At 62.1% G+C, this 25962-nt stretch carries 28 protein-coding genes; 14 read left to right on the top strand and 14 right to left on the bottom strand.

Annotated elements, in window-relative coordinates; genetic code table 11:
• The first annotated feature begins 8 nt into the window (after nucleotides 1–8).
• Nucleotides 9–314, top strand: a complete 306-nt coding sequence (locus C9990_RS24050) for a DUF6482 family protein (protein ID WP_065899428.1) — start codon at nucleotides 9–11, stop codon at nucleotides 312–314.
• Between the two features lie 96 nt (nucleotides 315–410).
• On the opposite strand, the gene C9990_RS24055 is transcribed toward C9990_RS24050, so the two are convergent.
• Nucleotides 411–1607 carry an MFS transporter gene (locus C9990_RS24055; RefSeq protein ID WP_106804875.1) on the bottom strand — a complete coding sequence of 399 codons (1197 nt, stop codon included), beginning with the start codon at nucleotides 1605–1607 and terminating at the stop codon, nucleotides 411–413.
• The gene (locus C9990_RS24060) at nucleotides 1604–2767 is read right to left on the bottom strand and encodes an MFS transporter (RefSeq protein ID WP_106804876.1); all 1164 of its coding nucleotides are present in this window, start codon (nucleotides 2765–2767) and stop codon (nucleotides 1604–1606) included. Before C9990_RS24060 ends, C9990_RS24055 begins: the two co-directional genes overlap by 4 nt.
• 95 nt (nucleotides 2768–2862) lie before the next feature.
• On the opposite strand from C9990_RS24060, the gene C9990_RS24065 reads away from it, so the two are divergent.
• From C9990_RS24065 to C9990_RS24080, 4 genes are all read left to right on the top strand, one after another.
• Nucleotides 2863–3756, top strand: coding sequence for a LysR family transcriptional regulator (locus C9990_RS24065; protein ID WP_106804877.1), 894 nt, complete (start codon nucleotides 2863–2865; stop codon nucleotides 3754–3756).
• A gap of 167 nt (nucleotides 3757–3923) precedes the next feature.
• Entirely contained in the window at nucleotides 3924–4106 is a 183-nt protein-coding gene (locus tag C9990_RS24070) for a type II toxin-antitoxin system HicA family toxin (protein WP_065899432.1), read from the top strand.
• Between the two features lie 23 nt (nucleotides 4107–4129).
• The gene (locus C9990_RS24075; protein WP_065899433.1) at nucleotides 4130–4540 is read left to right on the top strand and encodes a type II toxin-antitoxin system HicB family antitoxin; all 411 of its coding nucleotides are present in this window, start codon (nucleotides 4130–4132) and stop codon (nucleotides 4538–4540) included.
• A 90-nt stretch (nucleotides 4541–4630) separates the two neighbouring features.
• Nucleotides 4631–5131, top strand: coding sequence for a methylated-DNA--[protein]-cysteine S-methyltransferase (locus tag C9990_RS24080; RefSeq protein ID WP_106804878.1), 501 nt, complete (start codon nucleotides 4631–4633; stop codon nucleotides 5129–5131).
• Here the strand turns inward: C9990_RS24080 and C9990_RS24085 are convergent.
• On the bottom strand, nucleotides 5090–5914 hold the full coding sequence (locus tag C9990_RS24085) for a GNAT family N-acetyltransferase (RefSeq protein ID WP_106804879.1): 825 nt from the start codon (nucleotides 5912–5914) through the stop codon (nucleotides 5090–5092). The genes C9990_RS24080 and C9990_RS24085 overlap by 42 nt on opposite strands.
• 179 nt (nucleotides 5915–6093) lie before the next feature.
• On the opposite strand from C9990_RS24085, the gene C9990_RS24090 reads away from it, so the two are divergent.
• A complete protein-coding gene (locus C9990_RS24090) occupies nucleotides 6094–6519 on the top strand; it encodes a low affinity iron permease family protein (RefSeq protein WP_106804880.1) in 426 nt (141 codons plus the stop codon).
• 53 nt (nucleotides 6520–6572) lie between these two features.
• On the opposite strand, the gene C9990_RS24095 is transcribed toward C9990_RS24090, so the two are convergent.
• From C9990_RS24095 to C9990_RS24110, 4 genes are all read right to left on the bottom strand, one after another.
• A complete protein-coding gene (locus C9990_RS24095) occupies nucleotides 6573–7100 on the bottom strand; it encodes a DUF4142 domain-containing protein (RefSeq protein ID WP_016975135.1) in 528 nt (175 codons plus the stop codon).
• Nucleotides 7101–7218: 118 nt separating this feature from the next.
• Nucleotides 7219–7860 (bottom strand): LysE family translocator, encoded by a 642-nt coding sequence (locus C9990_RS24100; RefSeq protein WP_106804881.1) that lies wholly within the window; start codon nucleotides 7858–7860, stop codon nucleotides 7219–7221.
• Nucleotides 7861–7904: 44 nt separating this feature from the next.
• Entirely contained in the window at nucleotides 7905–8315 is a 411-nt protein-coding gene (fos, locus tag C9990_RS24105) for a fosfomycin resistance glutathione transferase (RefSeq protein ID WP_106804882.1), read from the bottom strand.
• Between the two features lie 12 nt (nucleotides 8316–8327).
• Complete coding sequence (locus C9990_RS24110; RefSeq protein WP_106804883.1) at nucleotides 8328–9254, bottom strand: LysR family transcriptional regulator; 927 nt, start codon at nucleotides 9252–9254, stop codon at nucleotides 8328–8330.
• A 68-nt stretch (nucleotides 9255–9322) separates the two neighbouring features.
• Between C9990_RS24110 and C9990_RS24115 the strand changes: the two genes are divergently transcribed.
• Nucleotides 9323–9811, top strand: a complete 489-nt coding sequence (locus tag C9990_RS24115) for a DMT family transporter (RefSeq protein ID WP_065899440.1) — start codon at nucleotides 9323–9325, stop codon at nucleotides 9809–9811.
• On the opposite strand, the gene C9990_RS24120 is transcribed toward C9990_RS24115, so the two are convergent.
• The 5 genes from C9990_RS24120 to C9990_RS24140 form a co-directional block, all read right to left on the bottom strand.
• Entirely contained in the window at nucleotides 9812–11143 is a 1332-nt protein-coding gene (locus C9990_RS24120) for an MFS transporter (protein ID WP_065899441.1), read from the bottom strand.
• Nucleotides 11144–11203: 60 nt separating this feature from the next.
• Nucleotides 11204–12145, bottom strand: a complete 942-nt coding sequence (locus C9990_RS24125; protein ID WP_106804884.1) for a hydroxymethylglutaryl-CoA lyase — start codon at nucleotides 12143–12145, stop codon at nucleotides 11204–11206.
• On the bottom strand, nucleotides 12142–13335 hold the full coding sequence (locus tag C9990_RS24130; protein WP_106804885.1) for a CaiB/BaiF CoA-transferase family protein: 1194 nt from the start codon (nucleotides 13333–13335) through the stop codon (nucleotides 12142–12144). The genes C9990_RS24125 and C9990_RS24130 overlap by 4 nt, the downstream gene beginning before the upstream one ends.
• Nucleotides 13336–13501: 166 nt before the next feature.
• On the bottom strand, nucleotides 13502–14410 hold the full coding sequence (locus C9990_RS24135; RefSeq protein WP_065899444.1) for a LysR family transcriptional regulator: 909 nt from the start codon (nucleotides 14408–14410) through the stop codon (nucleotides 13502–13504).
• Entirely contained in the window at nucleotides 14410–15084 is a 675-nt protein-coding gene (locus C9990_RS24140; protein ID WP_065899445.1) for an NAD(P)H-binding protein, read from the bottom strand. The genes C9990_RS24135 and C9990_RS24140 overlap by 1 nt, the downstream gene beginning before the upstream one ends.
• Before the next feature lie 461 nt (nucleotides 15085–15545).
• Between C9990_RS24140 and C9990_RS24145 the strand changes: the two genes are divergently transcribed.
• Nucleotides 15546–16733, top strand: coding sequence for an MFS transporter (locus tag C9990_RS24145; protein WP_106804886.1), 1188 nt, complete (start codon nucleotides 15546–15548; stop codon nucleotides 16731–16733).
• Here the strand turns inward: C9990_RS24145 and yiaY are convergent.
• On the bottom strand, nucleotides 16700–17848 hold the full coding sequence (gene yiaY, locus C9990_RS24150; RefSeq protein WP_106804887.1) for an L-threonine dehydrogenase: 1149 nt from the start codon (nucleotides 17846–17848) through the stop codon (nucleotides 16700–16702). The genes C9990_RS24145 and yiaY overlap by 34 nt on opposite strands.
• Nucleotides 17849–17973: 125 nt before the next feature.
• Here yiaY and C9990_RS24155 point away from each other — a divergent pair, with 125 nt between their 5' ends.
• The gene (locus C9990_RS24155) at nucleotides 17974–18990 is read left to right on the top strand and encodes a DUF4917 family protein (RefSeq protein WP_106804888.1); all 1017 of its coding nucleotides are present in this window, start codon (nucleotides 17974–17976) and stop codon (nucleotides 18988–18990) included.
• Nucleotides 18991–19070: 80 nt separating this feature from the next.
• Here C9990_RS24155 and C9990_RS24160 read toward each other — a convergent pair whose 3' ends face one another.
• On the bottom strand, nucleotides 19071–19598 hold the full coding sequence (locus C9990_RS24160) for a helix-turn-helix domain-containing protein (RefSeq protein WP_106804889.1): 528 nt from the start codon (nucleotides 19596–19598) through the stop codon (nucleotides 19071–19073).
• 160 nt (nucleotides 19599–19758) lie between these two features.
• On the opposite strand from C9990_RS24160, the gene C9990_RS24165 reads away from it, so the two are divergent.
• From C9990_RS24165 to C9990_RS24185, 5 genes are all read left to right on the top strand, one after another.
• Nucleotides 19759–20541 (top strand): aldolase, encoded by a 783-nt coding sequence (locus tag C9990_RS24165; protein ID WP_065899449.1) that lies wholly within the window; start codon nucleotides 19759–19761, stop codon nucleotides 20539–20541.
• A gap of 29 nt (nucleotides 20542–20570) precedes the next feature.
• Nucleotides 20571–21443, top strand: a complete 873-nt coding sequence (locus tag C9990_RS24170; RefSeq protein WP_106804890.1) for a dihydrodipicolinate synthase family protein — start codon at nucleotides 20571–20573, stop codon at nucleotides 21441–21443.
• A gap of 172 nt (nucleotides 21444–21615) precedes the next feature.
• Complete coding sequence (locus C9990_RS24175; protein ID WP_065899451.1) at nucleotides 21616–22155, top strand: RNA polymerase sigma factor; 540 nt, start codon at nucleotides 21616–21618, stop codon at nucleotides 22153–22155.
• Entirely contained in the window at nucleotides 22152–23120 is a 969-nt protein-coding gene (locus C9990_RS24180) for a FecR family protein (RefSeq protein ID WP_065899452.1), read from the top strand. The genes C9990_RS24175 and C9990_RS24180 overlap by 4 nt, the downstream gene beginning before the upstream one ends.
• 127 nt (nucleotides 23121–23247) lie before the next feature.
• On the top strand, nucleotides 23248–25818 hold the full coding sequence (locus C9990_RS24185) for a TonB-dependent receptor (protein ID WP_106804891.1): 2571 nt from the start codon (nucleotides 23248–23250) through the stop codon (nucleotides 25816–25818).
• Nucleotides 25819–25962 lie beyond the last annotated feature (144 nt).

Raw genomic sequence — 25962 nt, forward strand, 5'->3', positions numbered from 1 at the left:
GCTCAATCATGAATCTGCAACAGCTGGCCGAACTGGCTGGGAAAGGCGAAATACGTGAGCTGGAATTGTTGTCGCTGGAAGGCGGTTTCTATATCGCTCGCGTGAGACTGGATGACGTCGAGATGACGTTACTGGACGATAGCGGCAAGCCGATGCGCATCGGCTCCACCACGCATTTGCGCGATGTGTTGCAAAGGGTTCCGCCGTTTCCGTGTGTACTGGTGCAGCACTGCGTTCATGACGAGATGTGCGGTACGCGCGAAGGGCCGATCGGGGCGTTGCGCATTCCGTTTTCGCTGGCGGCGACACTTTGAATCCTGGCTTCATCCGTTCATGAAGCGCGAACGCTACAACCCAGGAGGCCCAGGTCATGACGTAGGACGGAACTGAGTTTCACCTGCGAAAAGCGATCATCGTTCGTTCCTGTCCACCCCCCTTTGCACTACCCACGCCAGCGGCAACGTCACACACAAGACTCCTGCCAGCACCATCACCGCCACCGGCACACCCAGCGCGTCCCCCACGCCGCCAAACACCACCGGTGCCAGCGCCCCGCCGCCGATTGTGCCGGTGTAGAACAGCGCAAACGCCTGCTCGCGCTTGCCCGCGCCGGCCAGGTCCGGCACGGCGCCGTAGAGCACCGAAGACGTGCCATTGAGCGCCAACCCCAGCAGCGGCAACATCACCATCAACCCGGTCAGCGGCAGGTATACGGCGGCAACGATCAGCAGCGCAGTGCTGGTTTCGGTGATCCATACGGTCTTCATCATGCCAATGCGTGCACCGAGGTAACCGCACAGCAATTTGCCGAAGGCGCCACCGATAAACAGCATCGTCAGCGCCAGGCCGATGCCGGCGGTACCGGCGCCCTTGGCTTGTAGCAGGAACGGTAGAAACGTGAGAAAGCCCATGCGCACGGCACTGTCGAGCGTACCGGTGAGGATCAATGCGCGCAGGCCAGTGACGGAGCCGACGCCCTTGAGCGGCCTGGCTTTTTTGCTGACGGTGGATTCGCAGGCTTGAGTAGGAATAAACCACCACAACAGCCCCGCCGCTGCCAGGCCGATCAGCCCCAGCAGTGTGGCGCTCGCTCGCCAACTGATGACGGTGAGCAGCAGGCCGATCAGCCCCGGGATCAGGGTTTTGCCGATGTCGCCGGAGAAATTGTACTGGGACAGCGCCTGCTTGACCCCGCCCCCGTCCTCATAGGCGTCGGTGATCATCGAGGATGCCAGCGGATGCTGAGTGCTGGCGCCCAAGCCGCCCAGCAACAGCGCCACCAGCAACAGCGTCAATCCGGTCGCCTGCCCCACCAACAGGTAGGCACAACCTGCCAACGCCGTCCCCCCCACCAGCAGCGGTACGCGGCCCCAACGTTTGGCGGCGCGGCTGGCCAGCAATTGGAACACCGCCATCATCCCGGAATAGGCGCCGCGTAAAAGGCCGATCTGCGCGTAGGACAAGGCGAACTGAGCTTGCCAGATAGGCAGCAGCACGTAGATGGCGTCGGTGAGTCCATCGTGGATGGCGTGAGCGCTGCAACCGGCGAACAGCACGCGACGACGAGTGGATATTTCAGACGCAGGCACAGCGACGGTGTCGTTCATGAGGTAGGAATCAGCTCGGGTTTAGGCGGCTTCCAGCCGGTCAAGGCGATCAGCAACGTCAGTAATTGGAAACCGATGATCAGCGTCACGCAGCCCGCCCAGCCCCAGCGTTCCCAGATCAAGGCCGGCACGATGGCGCCGCAACTGCCGCCGAGGTAGTAACAGGTGAGATACAGCCCCACAGCGCGTGCCTTGTTGCCATCGGCGGTGGCGCTGATATAGGCATTCGCGGCGGCCTGTGCGAGAAACACGCCGGTGGAACTGAGCGCCAGGCCCACCACGATGCACCACAGCGACGACGTCAGGGTCAGCGCCGAGCCACTGACCCCGAGCACCGCAGCGACCGTCAGCAGCTCGGTGTGCGGACGGGCTTTGCTGAGACGCCCGGCGATGGGGATCACGATCAACGCCAACAGGAACACCATATACAGCGTGCCCAAAGCTGCAGGCCCGAGATTGAAAGGCGGTAAGCCAAGGTGCAAACCTGCGTAGGTAAACGCCGCGACTTGCGAGAACAACACGCAGAAACCTACGGCGTAAGCGGCGAGCAAAGGCAGGCTAAACACCCCCGATGAAGAGGCTTTGACCTCGACCGACCTCGCGCGGTTGGGCGGTAGCAGAAACTGGATAAACCCGCCGACCATCAAACTCAGGGCCGCGAGCAATTCAAAGGCTTCGCGCCAGCCCACGTACTCGGTCATCACCCCGGTGACAAAGCGCCCTGCGAACCCGCCCAACACGGTGCCGGCGACATACAGGCTGGTGACTTCAGTCACTGTGCCGCCACTCCAGCGGTCGCCGATGTAAGCCACGCTGGTGGCGAACACCACCGGGATCAACATGCCCTCGACAAAGCGCCACACCAACACTTCGGCGAAACTGTCGGCATAGGCTGTCATCAACGCCGGCACCGCCAGCAACAGCGCAGCCACGGCGATCACGCTTCGCTGCTCGAAACGCCCGGTCAGGCGGCTGACGAAAGGGGCCGTGATCGCCACCGCCAGGGTGGTCACGGTGATGCTCCACCCTGCCGCCTTGGCGCTGATATGAAACTGCGCGGCAAAGGTCTGCAGAATGCTCTGGGTCGCATAGAGGTTGAGAAACGCCGCGCAGCCACACAGGAACAGGGCAAGGCGGGCACAATGCAGGCGCGGTTTCATGAAACCTCTCGTTTTATTTTGTAACGCCTTTATAGAATGAGCGGCATGATCGTGACCAATACCGATTTCCGACCGATCAATACCCAAGGATCAGGATGCTCGACCTACGCAAGCTGCGTTACTTTCTGACGGTCGCCGAAGAATTGCACTTCGGCCGCGCCGCCTTGCGCCTGCACTTGGCGCAGCCACCGTTGACCCGGCAGATCTCGGCGCTGGAAACCGAGTTGGGGTTCAAGCTGTTTGATCGCACTAGCCGAACGGTGACCCTCACTGCCCAAGGCCGCGCGTTTTTGCCCTACGCCCGTGGCGTACTCGAACAGGTGGAACTCGCGCAGGTGATCGCCGCCAAACTCGCGGCGGGCACTGCCGGGCAGCTGACATTGGGTTACGTCAGCTCGATTGCCCTCTCGGATTTGTTCAGCCAGACCATCCAGGCCTTTGCCCAGCGCTTTGCCGATGTGCAATTGACGCTGGTGGAATGCGCTTCCGGCAGCCTCGGAGCGCAGGTGGCGGACGGGCGGCTGGATATCGGCCTGAGCAGGTTGTTGCCGCAAAACGAGCAGGTGCAGGCGCTGTCGCTGGGTCAGGAGCCGTTGGTGGCCGCAGTGTCCAGCGACAGCCCGCTGGCCCAGCAGGCGCACATCAGCCTGGCCCAACTGAGCACCTATCCCCTGATCCTGTTTCCCGCCGACTACGGTTCGGGACTGAACCAGTCCATCGAGCAACTTTACCGCCACCACGGCGTGCCGCTGCGTGCCGGGCCGACCGGGCGACAGATCACCTCGATCATCGCGCTGGTCGCGGCCGGGCAAGGGGTCGCGCTGGTGCCGGCGTGTACCCGCAGCTTGATGAACAAGGGCGTCACCTATCGACCCTTGGTGGAAGCGGATGCGTGCGCACAATTGCTGGTGCTGACCCCCACACACAGACACAGTGTGTTGGTCGACGCGTTCCTCGCCGTGATCGCCGAGGTAATGCCGTCTCGCTGACGCATTCGCAAAACCCCGCAATACCTCTTCCAAACGCCCTTCCTGCGCGGTCATACACTCCAGATGCGCCTACCGAAATACCGGTCGCCGACCGTCGGTAGGTATAGTGTTGATAATTTATTTTTCGTGGTTATAGTCACCACCAACACACATCACAAGGAGGTGCTGTGGATAGCCGATATTTGATGGGGCACATCGTTGCCGATGGCTGGTATCTGGTCCGCATCAGGGGCAGTCATCATCACTTCAGGCACCCGACCAAACCGGGGCTGGTAACGATCCCTCATCCAAAGAAGGACCTGCTGGACAAGACCGCCAAGAGCATTCTCAAACAAGCTCTGCTGAGTTAAGCCGTCCCTGGAGGACAACGAACATGCTGTATCCCATCGCAATTTCAACCGGCGACCAAGACCATGCCTGGGGCGTGGAAGTCCCGGATATTCCTGGCTGCTTCTCGGCCGGCGACGACCTCGATGACGCCATGGCCATGGCGCGTGAAGCCATTGAAGGGCACTTCGAGATCCTTGCCGAAGACGGTGCACCGATCCCCAGCGCACAGAAAGTCACCGTGCATGCAGCCAACCCACAGTACGCCGGCTGCACCTGGGCGGTGGTGGACATTGACGTCACCAAGTACCTGGGCAAGGCGCAAAAGCTCAATATCACCTTGCCGGGCTATTTGCTCAACCGCATCGATGAATACGTGCTGCATCACCCCGAGGAAAAAAGCCGCTCGGGTTTCCTCGCGTCGGCGGCGCTCAAAGTGCTGCAGCAAGAGCACTGACCGGCCTGAATTCAACCGCAAGAAACGAAGTTTTCAGTGGCGCGGGCTGCGCTAGATTGAACCAATACCCGCCCACCCAGGAGCTCGATCATGGCTTACGAATACACCCTCATGCCCTCCCCTGTCGGCGTCCTCACCCTGGTGGCGCGCGACGGCAAACTCAGTGCCATTCTGTGGGAGTGCGAGCGCGCCAACCGTGTGCGCCTGGGCGCCTTGCACGAAGCCAATGACAGCCCGGTGCTGTTGGAAACCAAGCGTCAACTGGCGGAATATTTCGCCGGTACGCGCCATCGATTCGAGTTGGAACTGGACTTCGCCGGCACTGAATTTCAGAGGCAGGTCTGGCAGGCACTGCTGACCATCCCCTTCGGCGAAACCCGCAGCTACAGCCAGATCGCCCAACAGATCGGCAACCCCAAGGCCGTGCGTGCCGTGGGGGCGGCCAATGGTCGTAACCCCATCTCGATCATCGCACCGTGCCATCGCGTCATTGGCGCGTCAGGCGGGCTAACCGGCTTTGCCGGGGGGCTTGAGGCCAAGCAGTATCTGTTACGACTCGAGGATCGCGGGCAAGTCAAAATGGCCTTCTGATGACGGCGCGGCGAGGGGTCCACGAACAAACGACTGGTAGTCGAATAAGCGCGTGAAGCGCAACGTTCGATACAGCGGTAGGCCCTGCGTCGATGCTTCAAGAAAACACCGTTCGGCACCCAGGCTCGTAGCGTGACGCAAGGCCGCTTGAATCAATTGGGTGGCGTAGCCTCGTCCGCGAGAGTCCATGAGCGTGCCGACATCATTCAGCCGCGCTTCCCCGTCACACATCGACAACGTTAACGAAGACCTCACCTGCCCTTCGCTGGACAAGATGAAGTGGTAAAGCGCCTCACCCGCCTCAAGCGCCCGTTCGTGCCGGGCCTGATAGCGCGCGAGGCCTTCGGGCAGCATCGAAAACGCATTGCCGAGCGGAGCTGCCCAGTCATCCAAGTGCTGCGTCAGGCTGATCTGCACGGCGCTGTCACTCATCGGCGAAACAAGGTGCGACTGTTCGAGCACCATCGCGGTGGTAACTTCAGCCGCCTGGAAGCCCAGCTCCGTGAGTACGTCACGCAACCCCTCGACCTTTTCCTCATGGATCACCACGCGTATGTCCAGCGTTGTACCGCGAATCACGTCCAGCATCGCGGCCACCGCGTCGCCCAGGGGGCCACTCCCTACCCGGATGAATAACAGGTTAAAAGGGTCCAGCGCTTCGTCGGTCAGATAAGCGTTGATACAGGCGTTGTGGCGGCGATGCAGCGAGCATGTCGCGGCAAAATAGTGGTCCTCGGTTCGGTGGTAGAGCATGGGCAGGTCACAGGCGACGTCAGCGTGCATGAGCAATATCCGGATAAAAATCCAGTCTCGCGCCCATCACGGCAGGGGCGGCGTAGGCCCCCTCCTAAACACTTGTAAAAAAAGCGCATACCTCCGGTCACGCCCAGCAATTGTAAAAAGAAATTTCAGAGCATCCCTGCGGTCAGTATTTCCATCACCCACCCTTGAGGAAAACGGTCATGAAATTCTCCGCAGTCTCCCAATCTCTGTCCCGCTGGGCAGGCAGTGCCCGGACGTTTTACGCGGCCGTCGCGTTGATTTTCCTGTGGAGCCTGAGCGGACCCTACTTCCACTACAACGACACCTGGCAACTGATCATCAACACCTCGACCACCATCATCACCTTCCTGATGGTGTTTCTGATCCAGAACACGCAAAACCGCGACAACGACATCCTGCATATCAAGATCGACGAACTGCTGCGTGTGTCCAAGGATGCGCAGAACGCGGTGCTGAGCCTGGACGGGCTGGACCGCAAGGAGCTGGAAAAACTGCGCAAGGAATACCGCAGCATCGGCGCCACCGGCAGCGTCACGCTCAATAGCAGTTGCGGCGAAGCCGTCGACGATGCGGTGCCAAATAAAACCGATTTGAACCATGCATAAAAAAACGGCGGTTGGATGTGCTCCAACCGCCGTTTTTGCTACCGGCGAAAGTTTCAGCCGTCGCCTTGATGACCTTTACCGTAGGTCGATGCCAGGGCACGGGCTTTTTGCAGGCGCTCTTCCAACTTGGGCAGCGTCTCATCCACCAATGCCTTGATTTCCGGCACATCCGACGCTGCGCCTTCCTGTTTGAACAGGGCGATGGCGTCTTCGTTTTCCTTGACCTGCTGGGCGGTGTAGGCGGCGTCGAACGAGTCGCCGTCCTTGAGTTCAGGCATCAAGGTCTCGGCCTTGTCGACGATCTTCTCGCGCGGCGCCACCGGCAGGTCGAGCTTCTTGGCAATGGCGGCCAGATGCTGGTTGGCCAGGGTGCGCTCGTTGATCACCTCGATGGTGTAGTCCTTGATTTCCTGGGACGAGGTCTTGGCGTGGGCCATGCGACTGGTTTCGATATCGGCCATACCTTTGGCCGAAGCCTGCTCGATGAATTCGGCAGGCGACTGGGCGAAAGCATTGCTGGCGCCGAGGCCCAGCAGCATCGCGAAACTGGCGGTGCGTAACCGGATAGCCATGCGGCTCATGATGGGTTCCTCCAGGGCAAAAATGGGTGCGGGGACTACACCCCGCCCTGAATTCGAATTTTTACGGCGGCAAAGGTTTAGAAAAAACTCGCCAGTACGACGAACGGTCGCTGCCGCCTCAGGCCGGTTTGCTGCCAAACAGCCCCGGCAATGCATGGGCCAGGGCGTTGATGGCAAAGCCGATGAACATCACGCCACAGAGTCGGGTGATCAGGATTTCATGCCGCTGATACACGGTACGCACCCGCTGGGCACCGACCACGCCGATCAGGATCGCGTAGGCCAGCAGGCCGCCGACAAAGCTGAGAAAGATCAACGAAGGCAGCATCGCCCAGGTCAGCAGTTCGGCACGGCTGGACAGCAACGCAGTAAACGTCGCCACGGCCACCGGGTAGGCCTTGGGGTTGGTCAGGCCGAACAGGATGCCGTGCCAGAACGGATGCCGCGCGGCGCCCTGGGGCGCATCACTGCTGCGGCGCTGGGTGCGGATCGCGCGCCAGCCAAGCCAGAACAGGTACAACCCGCTGAGCACACCCAATACATCAAATGCACGGCTGCCGACTTCGCGCGCGCCCACAATCGCGATCAGCGCGGTGCTGCACCACACCACGTCGCCGAGCAAGTGCCCGCACAGAAAACCCGCTCCGGCACGTCGGCCACGGGCGGCGCCGATGCCGAATACGGCCAGCACGCCTGGCCCAGGCGTAATACCGTAGATGAAACCGGAGGCGAGGACGGCAAACAGCAAGGATGGGGTCATGGGCACGACTCTGACAGACGGTGGAAAGGTGTGGTGGATGTGCGCTAGGAGTAAAACTTCATCCCGGCATAGGGCTTGTTGCGACAGGCCTCAAGACGCGAGGCCAGATCGCCAACATGGGCTTCGAGCTTGTGGCCATCGGGATCGAGGAAGTAGAACGAAGCCCCTTCACTGCGATTGTCGCGCCACTCTTGAACGCCGACGGCGCGCAGCTGCGCAACCAGCGCGGTGAAATCAGCCGCCTCGACGGTAAACGCGTAGTGGGTGTAATCCGCCGCCGGCATGGACTCGCGAAGAGGGTCCAGCGACAGGCAGAGCCACAGGCCCGGCAAAGAGAGGTAGGCACCGGTGTCCCAGGTGGCGTCAAGTTTCAGGTGCAACCGCTCATGGTAGAAGCGCACGCTGCGCTCCAGATCGGTGACGGCCAGGGTCAGGTGGTTGAGGCCTGAAAGCATGTGTGTTTCCTGTTAGCGGGGGCCTACGGACAATACACCCTGCAGTTGCTCTTTCAACCACTGCAACCCCGAATCCCCACCGCGACGCGTATGCCACGCCAGCTCGAACGCAAACGAGGGAATATGAAACGGCGGCGGCATGGCCACCAAGTGCTGATGATCGATGTTCAGCAAGCCTCGGGATGAGACGGTCAGGATCAGGTCCGTGCCCTGGATCAACTGCGGCGCCACACCCCAGTGCGGCAGGCTGATCGCCACATGTCGGCGCTCACGAATCGCCGTCAGCGCGCGCTCGATTTCCGGCGTACCGCTGCCGCGTATCTCCAGCAGTACATGGGGCCGCGACAGGTAGGTGGGCAGGTCCAGCACGCCGCCTTCCGGCAGGCTGGCGCGGTCCACCAGGCAGGTGTAGTGCTCGTCGAACAATGGCGTAGTGCGCAGTTCGGCGGGCATGTCAGGGAACACGCCAGCGGCCAGGTCAAGGTCGCCGTTGAGCACGCCGTCGACCATGCCTTCACGGCTGGCCTGGATGATTTGCAGGTCGATGCCCGGCGCTTCGCGGCGCAGGGTGCGCACCAGTCCGGGCAGGAATATCGCCGCGCTGTAGTCCGACATCGCCAGCCGAAAACGCCGCTTGGCCGAGGCAGGGTCAAAGCGATTCGGCGCCAGCAGTGCCTGCACCTGGGCCAATGCTTCGGCCAGCGGTGCCGCCAACTCCAGGGCGCGGGCGGTGGGTACCAGGCTGCCGCCCTGGCGCACCAGCAACAGGTCGCCCAGCAGGTCACGCAGACGCGCGAGCGCATGGCTGACGGCGGGCTGGCTCAGGTGCAGGCGCTCGGCGGCCCGCGTGACGTGTTGCTCACTGAGCAAGGCGTCGAGGATCACCAGCAGGTTAAGGTCGATGCGGCGCAGATCATTCATCAGCTGCATGCCTGACATGAGAATTTGGAATTTAAATTTGCGCGACGAATAGCCTAGAGTCCAGCAAAACCTCTGGGAGATTCACCATGACCACGTTGCACTGGCTGGGATTATTGGCGTTGGCGGTGATTGCCGGCGCGGTGGTGCCGTTTCAAAGCGCGATCAACGCCAACCTCGGTCGCGGGCTTGGCCACCCGCTCTGGGCCACGCTCGCCTCGTTGCTGGTAAGCATTATCGTGCTGCTGCCGGTCATCATCGCGCTGCGCTTGCCGTTGCCAAGCCTGGCATTCATCAGCAAGGCGCCGTTGTGGATGTGGGCCGGCGGCGCATTCGGGGTGTGTTTTATTTCCCTGGCGTTGATGCTGCTGCCCAAGCTGGGCGCGTCGGGGTTTATTGCGTTGGCCATGGCCGGGCAGATTCTCGCCTCGCTGCTGCTCGACCATTTCGGCCTGTTCGGCCTGGTGGAGCGCCAACTGACAACGCCCCGCGTGTTGGGGGCGTTGCTGTTGATCGGCGGCGTGGCGTTGATTCAGTTCAGCGCCACGCCGGCCCGGGCCTTGGCGACGGCGGGCTGATCAGCCTTTGTCGAGGGTGCGCAGTTTCTGCGGCAGGCCCCACAGCAGCAGCGCCGCGGCCAACAGCGCGCACACCCCGATCACGTAGAGCGCCGGGGTGGTGCTGCCGGTCAGGTCCTTGATCCGCCCTACCATTACCGGGCTGACGATCCCACCGAACTGCCCGAGGGTGTTGATCACCGCGATCCCACCCGCAGCGCCCGCACCGGCGCCGGCCAATAGCTTGGGAGGCAGCGTCCAGAAGGTCGGGATCGAGGCGATGATGCCCGCGCCCAACATGCCCAGGGCGATGATCAGGAACGTCGTGTGGTCGGCAAAGATCCCGGCACTGAAGAAGCCCACCGCGCCGAGTACCACCAGGCCGCAGACAAACTTGCGGCGCTCGCCGGTGGCATCCGACAGACGCCCGATCACCACCATGCTGATCGCACCGCACACATACGGGATGGCCGTGAGCAGGCCAATCATCACCGGGCTCTGGGTGCCGGCGCTGCGGATTAATTGCGGTGCCCAGAAGTTGAGGCCGTAGGACGCGACCTGGATCAGGAAGTAGATAAAGCCGAGCATCAAGAAACCCGGAATACGTATCGCCGACAGCAGTGAACCGCCATGGGTGTTCGGCTCATGCTTGGCGATGCGGCTCGACAGCAAGGCCTTTTCCGCAGAAGTCAGCCAATGGGCGTCTTCGATGCGGTCCTTGAGCAACGTCAACACCAGGAACCCCAGGCCGATGCACGGCAAGCCGCCGAGCAGGAACAGCCAGTGCCAGCCGCGCATCTGCAGTACGCCGTCGAGGTGCTCGAGCACCAGGCCGGAAAACGGTGCACCCACCAGGCCGGCGAAGGCCGAGGCCAGGAACAGCATCGAGGTGATGCGCCCACGGAAATGCTGCGGGAACCACAGTGTCAGGTAGTACAACACGCCAGGTGCGAAGCCCGCCTCCATCGCGCCGATGATGAAGCGCAGGCCATAGAACTGCCACTCGGCCGTGACAAACACCATGGCCGCCGTGGCCAGGCCCCAGGACATCATGATCCGCGCGATCCAGCGCCGGGCGCCGACCTTGTACAGCATCATGTTGCTCGGCACTTCAAAGATCACATAGCCCACCACAAACAACCCGGCACCCAGGCCGTAGGCGGTGTCGCTGAGGCTCAGGTCGGTTTGCAGCTGAAACTTGGCGAAGCTGATGTTGATACGGTCAAAAAACGCGAACAGGTAACACACCATGATCAGCGGCATCAGGCGCCAGGCGACCTTGCTGACCAGGGCTTTTTCGGCATCGATTTCAGCGGCCGGGCGCGCGCCGGCCTCCAACGTATTAGTGCTCATGGGGTTCTCTCCAGCGGACTGCTCACAGGCGTCCGATTGTTTTTGTTGTCTGGTGCGGCGTTACAGCGTGGCGATGTAGGCCGGTGGCGGATGCAAGTCACTGTTACGCCCGGCCTTGGCCACCTGGCCGGGCAACTCATGGCCAAGCAAGGCCGGCAAGCGCCGGGACATGTGCAGCAGGTGCGGCAGGTCGATACCGGTGTGAATGCCGACCTCGTCACACAGGTTGACCAGGTCTTCGGTGCAGATATTGCCCGACGCCCCCGGCGCAAACGGACAACCGCCGAGGCCACCCAGCGCCGCATCAAAACGTCGGGCGCCGGCCTCGTAGGCAGCCAGCACATTGCACAAGCCCAGGCCGCGGGTGTTGTGGAAATGCAGGGTCAGATCGCCCGCCGGCACGCGCTGCAACACACGTTTGACCAGGCGTTCCACCTGGCGCGGGTTGGCCATGCCGGTGGTGTCGGCCAGGCTGATGCCCTGGATGCCGAGGGCTTGATACGCGTCGACAATCTGTAGCACGCGGTCTTCATCGATCTTGCCTTCGAACGGGCAACCGAAGGTGGTGGCGATGCTGCCATTGAGGCGCACCGGGTGATCGCCGGCAAAGCGCACAATGTCACCGAACGCTGCCAGCGAGGCCTCGCAGCGCATGCGCATATTCGCCAGGTTGTGGGTCTGGCTGGCGGACATCACCAGGTTCAACTCATCGGCGCGCGACTCGACGGCGCGCTGGGCGCCCTTGAGGTTGGGGATCAGCGCCACATAGATCACCCCGGGTTTGCGCGCGATGCCCTGGAACACCTGCTCGCCGTCGCGCAACGCGGGGATGGCCTTGGGCGACACAAACGAACCGGCTTCGATACGCGAAAAACCGGCCAGCGACAGCTGATCGATCAGCGCGATCTTGTCGACGGTCTCGACCCAGGTCGGTTCGATTTGCAGGCCATCGCGCGGGGAGACTTCCTGCACGATCAGCGGGTCGCCATAGTCAGTGATCATTGCACCACTCCCGAGGTTTTCAGGCGTTGGATATCGGCGCCGGTAAGGCCCAGGCTGCCAAGGATGTCATCGGTGTGCTGGCCCAGGGTCGGGCCCTGCCAGTTGACGCCACCGGGGGTTTCGGAAAGTTTGGGCACGATGCCGGGCATCTTCACCGACACACCGCCAGGCAACTCGGCATCGAGCAGCATTTCGCGCGCCTGGTAATGCGGGTCGCTGACGATATCCGCCACCGAGTAGATGCGTCCGGCCGGCACTTCGGCAGCTTCCAGGGCGCTGAGCACCTGGTCGATGGGCAAGCTGCTGGTCCAGTGGGTGATCGCGGCATCCAGCAGTCCACTCTTCGCCGCGCGGCCGTCGTTGTGGGCAAACTCAGGGGCTTCGGCCAGGTCGACGCGGCCGATGGTGGTCATCAGGCGCTTGTAGATCGGGTCGCTGTTGCCGGCGATCACCACATAGGCACCGTCGGCGGTCAGGTAGGTATTGGACGGCGCAATGCCAGGCAAGGCGCCACCACTGCGTTCTCGCACGTGGCCGAGCATGTCGTATTCCGGCACCAGGCTTTCCATCAGGTTGAACACGCTTTCGGCGAGGGACACATCGACAATCTGCCCGTCGCCCTGGCCGGTCTTGACCCGCAGCAGCGACATCAGCGCGCCGATCACACCGTGCAACGAGGCAAGGGAGTCACCCAGGCTCACGCCGACCCGCGCCGGTGGCGAATCCGGGTTGCCGGTGGTGTAGCGAATGCCGCCCATGGCCTCGCCGATCGCACCAAAGCCTGGGCGGTCGCGGTAAGGGCCGGTCTGGCCATAGCCGGAGATGCGCACCAGGGTCAGCTTGGGGTTGAGCGCGTGCAGCACGTCCCAGCCCAGGCCGAGTTTTTCCAGGCCACCGGGGCGCAGGTTTTCGATCAGCACGTCGGCGTCGCCCAGCAGCTGCTTGATCAGGCCCAGGCCTTCAGCGGACTTGAGGTCCAGCGCCAGGGACTTCTTGTTGCGCGATTGCAGGTACCACCACAGCGATGTGCCTTCGTGCAGCTTTCGCCATTTGCGAAGTGGATCGCCCTGGCCCATGGCTTCGATCTTGATCACCTCGGCACCGAATTCGCCCAGCAGCCGGGCGGCGAACGGCGCGGCAATCAGCGTACCGATCTCGATCACCTTGATACCGCTCAGGGGAGCCGTCATGGGGTGTACCTCTTGTTCTTGGAATGTGCGGCCAAGGCTAGAGGACAGGCACAGGAAAAATCCAACCGTCAGTTGGCAAGGAGCGTTCGCGAAACGCGAACACACTGGTGGGCGACCGGATGCTGAGCCCTGCGGCGATGTCGAGATCGCCATCGCCGCAGGGCTTCTACAGGGGCGCGCTGAGGTAGTCGAACAGCAAGCGGCTGACGGGCGACAACTGCGCTTCATCGCGCACTACCAGGATCAGGCTGCGGTGCGACCATGCATCGGTCAGCGGCACCGCGTGCAATCCCAGGGCGCGGCCAAACAGTTCGTAGGCCTTCTGCGGCAGAATGCCGATACCCATATTGGCCTGGACCATCCGGCACATCGCATCAAACCCCGGCACGTGGATGCGCAGGCGCAACATTTTGCCGGCCTCGCGCGCGGCGGCGTGGGTGCGCATGTTGATCGAACTGGCGGCGTGCAGGCCAACGTAGTCGCTGTCCAGGGTGTCGGCGAAAGCCAGGGATGAGCGCGCCGCCAATGCGTGATCCGCCGGCATCAGCACCACCAGTTTGTCATGGCGATAGGTCACGCTGGGCAGGCCCTTGGTGTCGGTGTCGCTGGAGCAGATGCCCAGATCGGCGACGCCATCCAGCACGCCCTGGACCACGCCGTTGCTGGGGCGCTCTTCAAGGTCGGTCTTGACTTCGGGGTGCAGTTCGGAAAAGTCGCGCAGGTCTTCCGGAAGGAACTCAATGATCGCCGACAAATTGGCCAGCATCCGCACGTAACCACGCACGCCGTGGCTGTGCTCACCGAGTTCCAGGCCCATTTTTTCCACGTTGAACAGCATCTGCCGCGCATGGTGCAACAGGGTCTCGCCGGCCGCGGTCAGGTCCATGCCCTTGGCCCGACGCACGAACAGGCTCACGCCGAGCACCTGCTCCAACTCCATCAGGCGCTTGCTGGCAGCCGACACCGCGATGGCTTCGCGGGCCGCGGCGCGGGTCAGGGTGCCTTCCTCGAACACGGCGACGAACAGTTGCAGGGTGATCAGGTCCAGGCGGCGCACCAGGCTCTTGTGCAACATCAGCCGCGCTCGGACGCCAGGCGATTGATCTCGGCCTGCTCCACCACCGGCTGTGGCGCGCCATGGCGCACCGCCGCCAGCATGGCCCGGCCGACAGTTTCAGTACTGACCACCCAACCCGGCTTGAGCCGACGCACAGACGACAGCAACGGCCCGAGCACGGAGTAAAACGCCTGATACAACGGCGTCTTCGAGCGCACCCCATGCAACGGCTGGATGATCCCCGGCCGGAACAGGTAAACCGCCTTGAACGGCAGGCGCAGCAAGGCATTCTCGGTCTTGCCCTTGACCCGCGCCCACATCGACTTGCCGGCCTCGGAACTGTCCGTCCCGGCGCCGGACACGTAAATGAAGGTCATCTGCGGATTGAGCCGTGCCAGGGTGCTGGCGGCAACGAGGGTGAGGTCATAGGTGAGGTGGGTGTAGCGGGTTTCATTCATGCCCGCCGAGGACACCCCGAGGCAGAAAAAGCACGCGTCAAAGCCTTGCAGCAAGTTTTCCAACGGCTGGAAATCCAGCATGTCGCTGTGCAACACCTGATGCAGCTTGCCATGCTCCTGGGTCAGCGGCGTGCGCCCGACGGCGACCACTTCCTGCACGTCAGGGGCAAGCAGGCACTCGCGCAGGACGCCCTGGCCGACCATGCCGGTGGCACCGAATAACAGAACTCTCATCTAGCACTCCCTTCATCCCGCTCGTTTTGGCTATCTGAGAGACAGGCCGTCATAGGCCGTCGTCACATTCGCCCCCTACGCTGCCACCTTACTCACTATCGTGAGAGCCGACCTCAACAAATTGAACGGCGCCGGCGCCTTGAGCCATGACTGGACAGCCCAAGGCGATTAATTGCCACTGAGTATCGTAGGAGGCTGCCCACATTAGAAAGTCCGCGCGACGTCCTCTCTATAGGAAACGCCTGACAGAGGAAAAGCCGCCATTCGTATAACACTGCGCGCGGACATGCTCCCTCAAACGATACGTTCATTTTGTTCAACACTCGTGATGCTTCTAGAAGAACACGACAACCGCTGACGTTTGCGGTTGCTCAATAATCAGAGCATCACATCGCACGGTTCATGTTGGCAGCTGGATTTTCGATGATGACTTCAGAAGTACCACTGACGGATGTCACCCCTTGAGAAGCACCACGACCCTTACCCTCGCCTGCTGCGCCGCTTTCCTCGCCCAGCTCGGCATCAGCAGTTACTTGCCCGCAGTGCCCGCCATCGCCCTAGCCCTGCGCGCCGTCGAGGACCAGGTAGCCTTGGCTCTGGCGGTGTACCTGGTGGGTATGGCGCTGCCGATGCTGCTGTGGGGGAGACTGAGCGAACGGTTTGGCAGAAAGCCGGTATTGCTGGCGTCACTGGCGGTATATGCCATGGCCAGTACCGCCATTCCATCGGCGTTGAACGTAGAAACATTCTTGGTATTGCGGCTGATTCAGGGAGTCGGCGCGGGCGGTGTTTCGGTGATGGCGCGAGTGTTGGTGCGGGATAGCTTCAGCGGGGAACTGTTGGCCAAAGGCTTGTCGTGGTTGGGCATGACCTTTGTGATCGCGCTGGGTATCGGCCAGTTTGCAGGTTCGCTGGTGCAAGTGGCATTCGGCTGGAAAGCGATCTTTTATACGTTGGCGATCGCAGCCGTCACGTTGATGGTGATCTTGCGGTGGGTAACGTTTGCGCGGCTGGTGAAGGCGGCTTCCTCGCTACCGGCCTGGCGGATCTACGCCACGATTATGCGACACCCCGGCTTTCTCCACGCGGCCATGATCGGCGGCCTGGGCTATGGCGTCATCATTGCGTTCAACACCTGCGCACCACTGATACTGCAGGGGCGCTTCGGCTGGAGCGCGACGCAGTATGGCTGGCTGGGATGGCCGATAAGCGGCGCATATCTGGCAGGGGCGTTGATGGTCAATCGCCTCGTTGTACAAACGGGGCGGTTGACGATGATGAGTTGGGGCGTGGCCTTGATATTGCTGGGGGCTGCCGTGATGTTGCTCGGCAGTGTATTTGCCAGCGGGCTCGCTGTGCTGCTGTGGTTACCGTATTGCCTGGCAGTGTTGGGCCAGTCGATGAGTTACCCGATCAGCTTGTCCCTGGCCAATGATGGTTCCCCCATCAACGGCCCTTACGCCATGGCCTTGAGCGGTTTTATGCATCAACTGATGGCCGCCATGATCGGCGGCGTGGCCAGCCTGTTGGTGAGTCAGCAATCATGGCCATTGGCACTGTTGTGCATGGCGTTGGCAGGCGGCGCATTTCTGTGCGCCGCCGGGTGCCGTACGGATCAGAACGCGCTGCGAAAGATCTCCTCGATCTGACGCTGATCCGCCCGGCGCGGGTTGGTCAGCCCGCACGCGTCCTTCAACGCGTTAGTGGCCAACAGCGGAATGTCCTGCAACTTGGCGCCCAGCTCGCGCAGCCCGGCGGGGATTTCGACGTCCAGGGACAACGCACGAATCGCGGCGATGGCGGCCTGGGCGCCCTCTTCGTCCGTGCTGCCTTTGACATCCGCTCCCAGCGCGCGGCCGACGTCGCTCAAGCGCTTGGCGCTGACGCTGGCGTTGAAGCTTTGCACGTGGGGCAACAGCACCGCGTTACACACGCCATGGGGCAGGTCGTAGAGGCCGCCCAACTGGTGGGCCATGGCGTGCACGAAACCCAGGGACGCGTTGTTGAACGCCATGCCCGCCAGGAATTGAGCGTACGCCATGTTTTCCCGTGCGGCCTTGTCGCTGCCGTCGCGTACGGCCAGGCGCAGGTTGGCGCTGATCAGCTCGATGGCCTTGATCGCGCAGGCGTCGGTGATCGGCGTGGCAGCAGTGGACACATAGGCTTCGATGGCGTGAGTCAGGGCGTCCATGCCGGTGGCGGCGGTGAGGCCCTTGGGCATGCCGACCATCAGCGCCGGGTCGTTGACCGACAGCAGTGGCGTGACGTTACGGTCGACGATGGCCATTTTCACGTGGCGGCTTTCGTCGGTGATGATGCAGAAACGGGTCATCTCGCTGGCGGTGCCGGCGGTGGTGTTGATGGCCACCAGCGGCAGTTGCGGCTTGCTCGATCGGTCGACGCCTTCGTAGTCGCCGATATGCCCGCCGTTGGTGGCGCACAGCGCGATGCCCTTGGCGCAGTCATGTGGCGAGCCGCCGCCGAGGGACACGACGAAATCGCAGGCGCTCTGTTGCAGCAGCGCCAGGCCGTTCTCGACGTTTTCCACATTGGGGTTGGGCTTGGCGCCGTCGTAGATCACCGAGTCGATATCCTGCATCGCCAATTTCTCGACGATCATGCTGGCCACGCCCGCCTTGGCCAGGCCGGCGTCGGTGACGATCAGTGCCTTGCGAAAACCGTAGTTGCGGATAGCGGTCATGGCTTCGTCGAGGCAATCGGTGCCCATGATGTTGACGGCGGGAATGAAGAAGGTGCTGCTCATGGCGAATCCTCGGATGACGTTTATGCCTACAGCATCGACTTCACCCGCCTGCGGCATCTTGATCAGGATCAACGCCGGCTCGTGATAAAGTCACCGTCCAGCCGAATTCGAGTAGACCCGCCGCAATGAAGGATTTCCAGGATATTGACGCCCACCTTGAAGACTGGAGCGCACTGCGCAGCCGCACTGCCTTCAGCGGGATTCTGATCGGCAACGGCGCCAGCCGTACGATTTGGGAAGACTTCGCCTACGACTCGCTGTTCGAAAACGCGCGCACCGTCGAAGAAAAACCCCTCGGCCAGTCCGAACTCAGCGTGTTCGACGCCCTGCAAACCCGCAGCTTCGAACAGGCCCTTGGCGCGCTGAAGACCACCAGCCGGGTCAACAAGGCCCTGGCAGTCAGCTCGGCGGCACCGCGCAATCGCTACTACGCGATCAAGGAAGCGCTGATCAATACCATCCACGCGGTGCACATTCCGTGGCGCCTGGTGCAGCCGTCGACGCTGGCGACGATCAACGCGGAGCTGGCGCAATACACCACGGTGTTTACCAGTAACTACGACTTGCTCAACTACTGGGCGATCCTGCACACGCCAGGCATCGACGACCTGTTTCGCAGCGCCGACTCAAGCTTCGACCTGCGCAACACGCGAACCGAGGCCACGCGCATTCTGTACCTGCACGGAGGCCTGCACCTGGTGCGCAACCTCGATGGTACCGCGCGCAAATTGCCGACCACCGACAGCACCCTGCTGAGCAGTTTTGCGATCAATAACACGATCAAGACCCTCGACGATGTGCCGCTGTTCGTCAGCGAAGGCACGGTAGACGAGAAGCTCAAGACCATCCGTAGCTCGGATTACCTGTCGTTCTGCTATGAGCAACTGCTGACCCATGAAGGCGCGCTGTGCCTCTTCGGCCACGACCTCGGGCCGCAGGATAAACACTTGGTGGATGCGATTCGCCAAGCCCCGGTGACCACGCTGGCAATCTCGGTATCGGGGCGCAGCGACGGGTTTATTCGCCAGCAGAAGCGGCGGTACTCTGAGCTGTTTGATGGGTCGGGCGTGGCGCTGGAATTCTTTGCGGCGCGCACCCATCCGTTGGGCAATCCTGCGCTGGCAGTCCCGGTCGAACGCTGACTTTTCGGGCGACTTCGATCAAATACAGGCGCTGGCTTGCCTGCGCCCACCATGAGCGTGTTCACAACAGCCAAGTGACGTCAGTCCTGCGCGCTGTGCACCACCACCAGCAATTGCGCCTGCACCGGCCCCACCGAGCGCAGGCGGTGGGGCTTCTGCGCATTGAAGTGCAGCGCATCGCCACGCTCGAGGATCACGCGCTCAGTCATGAAATCCACTTCGACCTGGCCTTCATGCACAAACAGAAACTCCTCCCCCACGTGCTCCTTGAAGCTCTTGTCGGTGAATTCCGCTGGCGGGTAGATGATGAAGGGCAGCAGGCTGCGTTCGCTGACCTGATGGGCGAGCACCGCGTAACCGGGCGCCGTGTCGGGCCGTTCATGGCTGCGTACCAGGCTGTAGCTGTCGAGGCTGACGCTGTCTTCGCTGAACAGCTCTTCGACTTTCACGTTCAGCGCCTTGGCCAATTTCAGCGCGGCGGCAATCGACGGCGTGTTGAGGCCGCGCTCAACCTTGGACAGGTAGCTCTTGGTCATCCCGGACTTTTCAGCCAGGTTCTCCAAGGTTACGCCAAGTTTTTTTCTCAATAATTTCAAACGGATAGACATGTTCCGCGGTTAATCCATGCAGGAAGCGATGAGCTGTGCTTGCCAATGACACTTTGTGTCATATAGCATCTTTAGTGTCATTTGCGTTCACCCAGCGACCTTGCGAGCAGCGGGAGACCAGCAAACCAGACGTCCATTGAACCACCCAAAGGACACCGATATGGCCAAGACATTAGCACTCCCGAAAGACCAGCTGGTCAAGCAAGCACTGATCCAGATGCAAAATACCCTGGCGGATAATACGTGGACCGTGCGGCAAAAGCTGGCGCTGACCTGCCGTATCCTCTTCGAGCACGGCCACGACTCGGGCCTCGCCGGGCAGATCACTGCGCGCGGGCCCGAACACGGCACCTATTACACCCAGCAATTGGGGCTGGGCTTCGATGAGATCACCGCCAGCAACCTGCTGTTGGTAAACGAGGACCTTGAAGTGCTCGAAGGCCACGGCATTCCCAACCCGGCCAACCGTTTCCACAGCTGGGTCTACCGAGGGCGCCCGGACGTGAACTGCATCATTCACACGCACCCCACGCATATCGCCGCGCTGTCGATGCTGGAAGTACCGCTGCAGGTGTCCCACATGGACCTCTGCCCGCTGTACGAAGACTGCGCGTTCCTCGAGGCCTGGCCAGGGGTGCCGGTGGGCAACGAAGAAGGCGAAATCATCACCGCGGCACTCGGTGACAAACGCGCGATCCTGCTTTCGCACCACGGCCAGTTGTCGACCGGCGCGAGCGTCGAGGAGGCCTGCGTGATTGCACAGTTGATCGAGCGCGCCGCCAAGCTGCAGTTGCTGGCGATGGCGGCCGGCACGATCAAGCCGATCCTGCCGGAGTTGGGGCGCGAGGCCCACGACTGGATCTCCCGGCCCAAGCGCCATGGCGCCGCGTTCAACTACTACGTGCGACAGAACCTGCGCCAGCACGCCGATTGCCTGAACTGACCCGCCCCTTTTCTGACAGGAGACTTCCCATGTCCAGCCCCGATATTCACGGCATCATCGGCTACACCATCACCCCCTTCAGCGCTGACGGTAAGCGCATCGACCTCGACGCCCTCGGTCGCTCCATCGACCGCTTGATCGACGCCGGCGTCCATGCCATCGCGCCCCTGGGCAGCACCGGCGAAGGGGCTTACCTGAGCGATGCCGAGTGGGATGAAGTCAGCGCCTACAGCCTGGCAAAAATTGCCCGGCGGGTACCGACTGTGGTCAGCGTCTCGGACCTGACCACCGCTAAATCCGTGCGGCGCGCCCGTTACGCCGAGGCAAATGGCGCCGATGTGGTGATGGTGCTGCCGGCCTCGTACTGGAAACTCAGCGAAGCGGAAATCCTCGCCCACTACGCTGCGATTGGCGACAGCATCGGCGTGCCGATCATGCTCTACAACAACCCGGCCACCAGCGGCACGGACATGTCGGTGGATTTGATCCTGCGGATCGTCAAGCACGTGGAGAACGTGACGATGGTCAAGGAGAGCACCGGCGATATTCAACGCATGCACCAATTACGGCGCTACAGCGACGTGCCGTTCTTCAACGGGTGCAACCCGCTGGCACTGGAAGCCTTCGTGGCGGGCGCCAAAGGCTGGTGCACCGCAGCGCCGAACCTGATCCCACAGCTCAATCTGGCTTTGTATGACGCGGTGCTGGCGAATGATCTGACCCAGGCGCGGGAACTGTTCTACCGCCAACTGCCGCTGCTGGAGTTCATCCTCAAGGGCGGACTACCGGCAACGATCAAGGCCGGCTTGCGCCTGACCGGGCTGGAAGCCGGCGATCCACGTTTGCCGGTGTTCCCGTTGAGTGAAGCCGGGATCGAGCAACTAAAGACATTGCTGCGCTGACCCTGTAGGAACCGGCTTGCCGGCGATAGCGCTCTCGCAGTCAACATCAACATCGACTGCCCCGACGCGATCGCCGACAAGCCGGCGTCGACAATTAAACCGAGACAAATGACAATAATTCTCGATATCATTCGCGGCATTTATACGCCGTGCTTCGTCACGAAGGATATCCATGTCTCGTCCCAAGCCCGACCCGCTGTCGGCCGATGCTTTTCGCGGGTTTTATGCAGATATCCTGCATTTCCTGCGCAAACGCACGGACAACGCCAGCGACGCGGCGGACATGACCCAGGATGTCTTTACCCAGTGGCTGGACTACCGCGACCGGGCCAAGGTCGAGCAGCCACGGGCCTTTCTGTTCCAGATGGCGCGCAATCTGCTGCGTGATCACTGGCGCAGACAGAAGGTACGGCACACCGCCCATTCCGATCAGGCCGACAGGGACGCCGAACCGGTCACCGACGAGCAAAACGATCCCATGGCCGCCGCGCAGCGCTTGCAACGCCTGGAACAGTTGAAAGAAGTCCTCGCCGAACTCTCGCCGCGCCGGCGAGAAGCCCTTATGCTGCACCGCTTCGAAGGCTTGAGCCAGGCGCAGATCGCCGAGCGCATGGGCATTTCGACGAGCATGGTGGAAAAGCACATCGCTTTTGCCCTGCTGCATTGCAAGCGACGCCTTCAATCAGACCCCGGCACGGAGCAGCCAGAATGAACCGCCTGAGCGACACCGACGCCCTGGATATCGAAGCGAGTGACTCCATCGATGCCCAAGCCGCCAGCTGGTTTGCACGCAACCGTAATGACGCGAGCCGTGCCGACCGCAAGGCGTTTGCCGCCTGGCATGCGGTCGCGGCGCATGCTCGCGCCTATGCCGAGTTCGAGCAACTGTGGGCCGACCTGGCACAGTTGCAGCAACTGAACAAACCGGTGCCCCTGCCCAAGCGCAAACCGTCGGTGTGGCGCCCTGCCCTGGCCGTCGCCGCCGCAGTGTTGTGCGCCGTGCTGGCCACGCATATCGGCGCGCCCCGCGAGCTGTATCACACACAAGTGGCGGCCCATGCCAAGGGCATGCGCACCTTCAACCTGCCCGACGGCAGCACGCTGTATGTAAATGCCAACACGCGCCTGCGTGTGGACTTCACCGCGCACCAGCGCATCGTGCACCTGGACAAGGGCCAACTGTATATCGAGGTGGCCGCCGACAAGGAGCGACCGCTGTTCGTGCAGGCCGGCGAGGCCAATGTGCGGGTGGTCGGCACCGGCTTCGATGTACGCCGCAGCCAACAGCAACTGGTGGTCAGCGTCGCCCACGGCAAGGTGGCTTTCGAGCCGGACGCAAAGAGCCCGGTGACCCTGCTCGGCGCCCAGCAGCGCGCCACCTACAGCTACGCCAAGGGCACCGTGCAGCAACAAACCCTCACCGCCGAAGAAGTGGCCGACTGGCGCAGCGGGCACTTGTCGTTTCGCAACCGCGAACTGGCCAGCCTGATCGATGAACTGAGCCTCTACCGTCCCCAGGCGCCGTTGCAGGTGAGCAATGCGGTGGCGCAACTGAAGGTCTCCGGCAATCTCGATGTCAACGACCCGGACGCCCTGCTCAACGCCCTGCCCGCCTTGCTGCCAGTGAAAACCGTGGCCTCGGCCGATGGCATCGTGCGGATCGAGCCCAGCAAATAACCCTCGAAACAGTACTTGAGAATATTTTTCATTCGCAGGTGTGGATTTTTTTGCCTGCCCCGTCTTCCTCCGGTCTGCGTTTGATACGCACGCATTTTTCGGCCACTTGGCCACACCGGGGGATTTCATGTTTCGCGCGCCTTGCCACGCTTCGCACCTGTTTCTTCGACCGACCGTCATTGCCACCTGCCTGGCCTTCAGCCTCAGCGCCCAGGCCGAGTCGTTCAAGCTGCAACTGCCCGCCCAGTCGCTGGCCACGTCGCTGAGCCAAGTGGCGCAGCAGGCGAAGATCCAGCTGTTGTTCGATGAAGCACTGCTCAAGAACGTGCAGGCACCGGCGCTCAACGGTGAGTTCAGCCCGGAAGTGGCGATTCGCACCCTGCTGAAAAACGGCGAGTTCATCCTGATCAGGGTCGGCAGCACTTACGTGGTAAAGCCCGAAGAGGCAAAAACCACCCAGAGCGGCGCGATCCAGCTGGAAGCCCTGAGCGTGATCGGCACCGGCAACGAGGTCGACTCCAGCACCGTCGGGCGCTCCACCTTGAGCCAGGCCGATATCGACCGCTACCAGCCCGACAACATCCCTTCGCTGCTGCAGACCTTGCCGGGAGTGTCCATGGGCGGCTCGCCCAAGCCCGGTGGCCAGACCATCAACATTCGCGGCATGGGCGATGCCGAAGATGTGCCAATGACCGTGGATGGCGCGACCAAAAGCGGCTTCGAGCGCTACCAGCAAGGCACGGTGTTCATCGAACCCGAGCTGATCAAAAGCATTGAGGTGGAGAAAGGCCCGTATTCGCCGTTCAACGGCAACGGCGGTTTCGGCGGCACGGTCAACATGATCACCAAGGATGCACCGGACCTGCTCAAGGATGGGCGTAACGCCGGGGCGATGGCCAAGTACGGCTACTCCAGCAACACCCACGAACAGGTGTACACCGGCGCAGTGTATGGCCGCACCGACGACGGCCGCATGGATGGCCTGATCTACCTGACCAAACGCGACGGCGATGACTTGAAGCTCGCCGGCACCCCGCCCGACCCACGCAACGAATACCCGATCAACCCCAAGCGCCTGCCCAACAGCGCGCAGGATGTAGAAGGCGAGCTGCTCAAGTTCAACGCGCACTTCACCGACGAGCACAGCATGGGCCTGTCCTATTCCAGCGCCAGAAGCGAGCGCATGGCGCCGTTCTCGGCTAAAACCTACCCGTCGCCGCCGACGCAATCAGCCATCGACCGATATGGCTACGAAGGCGCACTGAAACGCTTTCTGGCCGACCGCGAAACCGTGGACACCACCTGGTCAGGCAAGTACGAATACCAGCCGTTGAACAACCCGCTGATCGACTTGAAACTCAGCTACTCGTTCTCCAAGACCGATCAGACCGACGAGCGCGCCGAGAATGCGGTGATCAGCCTGGCCACCGGCGGGCGCAAGATGGAAACGTCTTACACCGACCGCATCCTTGAGCTGCGCAACATCAGCCTGTTTACCACCGGCCCGCTGGAACACGCCGTAACCACCGGCGTGCAGGTGCGCAAGCACGACCGCGAAACCGAAAGCTGGATGCCGGGCGCGACCTACAACACCGCTAAATACAACTATGGCCATTTCCAGCCGTACTTCATGCCCCACGGCAAAGTCGACACCAATGCGTTCTACCTGCAGGACGCCGTGACACTTGGCGACGTCACCCTCACGCCGTCCCTGCGCTATGACCACGTGCGCAACCGCGGCGAAGCCAACGATGCGCCGTACTACAGCAGCCCGGACCCGCGCGTCGGCCATGACTACAGCGACCGCACCTACACCGGTTGGTCGCCACGCCTGGCAGCCTTCTGGAACGTGACCCCGGATGTCGCCTTCTTCGCCAGCTGGAACCGCACCTGGCGCGCGCCGGTCATCGATGAGCAGTACGAGGTGCAAGGCTCTGCCAGCACGCGCAGCGCCACCAGCCTCAACCTCGACCCGGAGCGCATCACCGCGATTACGGCGGGCAACGTCACGCACTTCTCCGGCGTCTTCACCCGCGATGACAACCTGCAGTTGCGCACCACGCTGTTTCACAACCGCATCGAAGACGAGATCATGAAGGCCACCGGCCTCGGCTGCGAACGGCAAATGACCGTGCCGGGCAGTATCGATGCGGTGTGCACCGACGCGGCGTCCAGGACCAACTATCGCAACGTGGGCGGCATGACCATCAAGGGCTTCGAGCTGGAAAGCTACTACGACTCGACGTACGTGTTCGGTTCCCTGACTTACTCCTGGGCTACAGGTAAACGAGACAACCCCTACACCAACCCTTGGGCTACCGACCGGCACGTGTGGGCACGGGATATTCCACCGGCCAAATGGGTGGTAGTCCTCGGCACCAAGATCCCGAGCTGGGACGCGCAGGTGGGCTGGCAGGGCCAGTTCGTGCGCAAGACCGATCGCGTACCTACCGACATCTATCCTGGCGGCTTCAACTCCACCATCGGCGACTTTATCTACGACCAGACCGAGAACCCCAGCTACGACACCCAGGGCCTATTCGCCAACTGGAAACCGCAGCAGGCGGGCCTCAAAGGCACCGAGATCAACTTCACCGTCGACAACCTGTTCAACCGCAGCTACCAGCCAGCACTCAGCGGCGACGGTGTCTACAGCGAAGGGCGCAACGCCAAGATCAGCATCACGCGGTTCTTCTGAACCTGTAGGCGCCGGCGTGCCGGCGATGCGGGCGACTCGGTCTACCCGCGAAACAGCAGCGATCCCATCGCCGTCTCGCTCAAGCTCGACAGCGCCTACACGGCGATGGCGGCGGCACTGTCGGCCCTGGCACGCAACTGTACG

This window comes from Pseudomonas sp. S5D5 (assembly GCF_003013355.1).
GTDB classification, from domain to species: domain Bacteria; phylum Pseudomonadota; class Gammaproteobacteria; order Pseudomonadales; family Pseudomonadaceae; genus Aquipseudomonas; species Aquipseudomonas aylmerensis.

Excerpts from the sequence above, each read along its gene's own strand:
- C9990_RS24050 (WP_065899428.1), top strand. The coding sequence starts at position 9 with ATGAATCTGCAACAGCTGGCCGAACTGGCTGGGAAAGGCGAAATACGT.
- C9990_RS24055 (WP_106804875.1), bottom strand. The coding sequence starts at position 1,607 with ATGAACGACACCGTCGCTGTGCCTGCGTCTGAAATATCCACTCGTCGT.
- C9990_RS24060 (WP_106804876.1), bottom strand. The coding sequence starts at position 2,767 with ATGAAACCGCGCCTGCATTGTGCCCGCCTTGCCCTGTTCCTGTGTGGC.
- C9990_RS24065 (WP_106804877.1), top strand. The coding sequence starts at position 2,863 with ATGCTCGACCTACGCAAGCTGCGTTACTTTCTGACGGTCGCCGAAGAA.
- C9990_RS24075 (WP_065899433.1), top strand. The coding sequence starts at position 4,130 with ATGCTGTATCCCATCGCAATTTCAACCGGCGACCAAGACCATGCCTGG.
- C9990_RS24080 (WP_106804878.1), top strand. The coding sequence starts at position 4,631 with ATGGCTTACGAATACACCCTCATGCCCTCCCCTGTCGGCGTCCTCACC.
- C9990_RS24085 (WP_106804879.1), bottom strand. The coding sequence starts at position 5,914 with ATGCACGCTGACGTCGCCTGTGACCTGCCCATGCTCTACCACCGAACC.
- C9990_RS24090 (WP_106804880.1), top strand. The coding sequence starts at position 6,094 with ATGAAATTCTCCGCAGTCTCCCAATCTCTGTCCCGCTGGGCAGGCAGT.
- C9990_RS24095 (WP_016975135.1), bottom strand. The coding sequence starts at position 7,100 with ATGAGCCGCATGGCTATCCGGTTACGCACCGCCAGTTTCGCGATGCTG.
- C9990_RS24100 (WP_106804881.1), bottom strand. The coding sequence starts at position 7,860 with ATGACCCCATCCTTGCTGTTTGCCGTCCTCGCCTCCGGTTTCATCTAC.
- fos (WP_106804882.1), bottom strand. The coding sequence starts at position 8,315 with ATGCTTTCAGGCCTCAACCACCTGACCCTGGCCGTCACCGATCTGGAG.
- C9990_RS24110 (WP_106804883.1), bottom strand. The coding sequence starts at position 9,254 with ATGTCAGGCATGCAGCTGATGAATGATCTGCGCCGCATCGACCTTAAC.
- C9990_RS24115 (WP_065899440.1), top strand. The coding sequence starts at position 9,323 with ATGACCACGTTGCACTGGCTGGGATTATTGGCGTTGGCGGTGATTGCC.
- C9990_RS24120 (WP_065899441.1), bottom strand. The coding sequence starts at position 11,143 with ATGAGCACTAATACGTTGGAGGCCGGCGCGCGCCCGGCCGCTGAAATC.
- C9990_RS24125 (WP_106804884.1), bottom strand. The coding sequence starts at position 12,145 with ATGATCACTGACTATGGCGACCCGCTGATCGTGCAGGAAGTCTCCCCG.
- C9990_RS24130 (WP_106804885.1), bottom strand. The coding sequence starts at position 13,335 with ATGACGGCTCCCCTGAGCGGTATCAAGGTGATCGAGATCGGTACGCTG.
- C9990_RS24135 (WP_065899444.1), bottom strand. The coding sequence starts at position 14,410 with ATGTTGCACAAGAGCCTGGTGCGCCGCCTGGACCTGATCACCCTGCAA.
- C9990_RS24140 (WP_065899445.1), bottom strand. The coding sequence starts at position 15,084 with ATGAGAGTTCTGTTATTCGGTGCCACCGGCATGGTCGGCCAGGGCGTC.
- yiaY (WP_106804887.1), bottom strand. The coding sequence starts at position 17,848 with ATGAGCAGCACCTTCTTCATTCCCGCCGTCAACATCATGGGCACCGAT.
- C9990_RS24155 (WP_106804888.1), top strand. The coding sequence starts at position 17,974 with ATGAAGGATTTCCAGGATATTGACGCCCACCTTGAAGACTGGAGCGCA.
- C9990_RS24160 (WP_106804889.1), bottom strand. The coding sequence starts at position 19,598 with ATGTCTATCCGTTTGAAATTATTGAGAAAAAAACTTGGCGTAACCTTG.
- C9990_RS24165 (WP_065899449.1), top strand. The coding sequence starts at position 19,759 with ATGGCCAAGACATTAGCACTCCCGAAAGACCAGCTGGTCAAGCAAGCA.
- C9990_RS24170 (WP_106804890.1), top strand. The coding sequence starts at position 20,571 with ATGTCCAGCCCCGATATTCACGGCATCATCGGCTACACCATCACCCCC.
- C9990_RS24175 (WP_065899451.1), top strand. The coding sequence starts at position 21,616 with ATGTCTCGTCCCAAGCCCGACCCGCTGTCGGCCGATGCTTTTCGCGGG.
- C9990_RS24180 (WP_065899452.1), top strand. The coding sequence starts at position 22,152 with ATGAACCGCCTGAGCGACACCGACGCCCTGGATATCGAAGCGAGTGAC.
- C9990_RS24185 (WP_106804891.1), top strand. The coding sequence starts at position 23,248 with ATGTTTCGCGCGCCTTGCCACGCTTCGCACCTGTTTCTTCGACCGACC.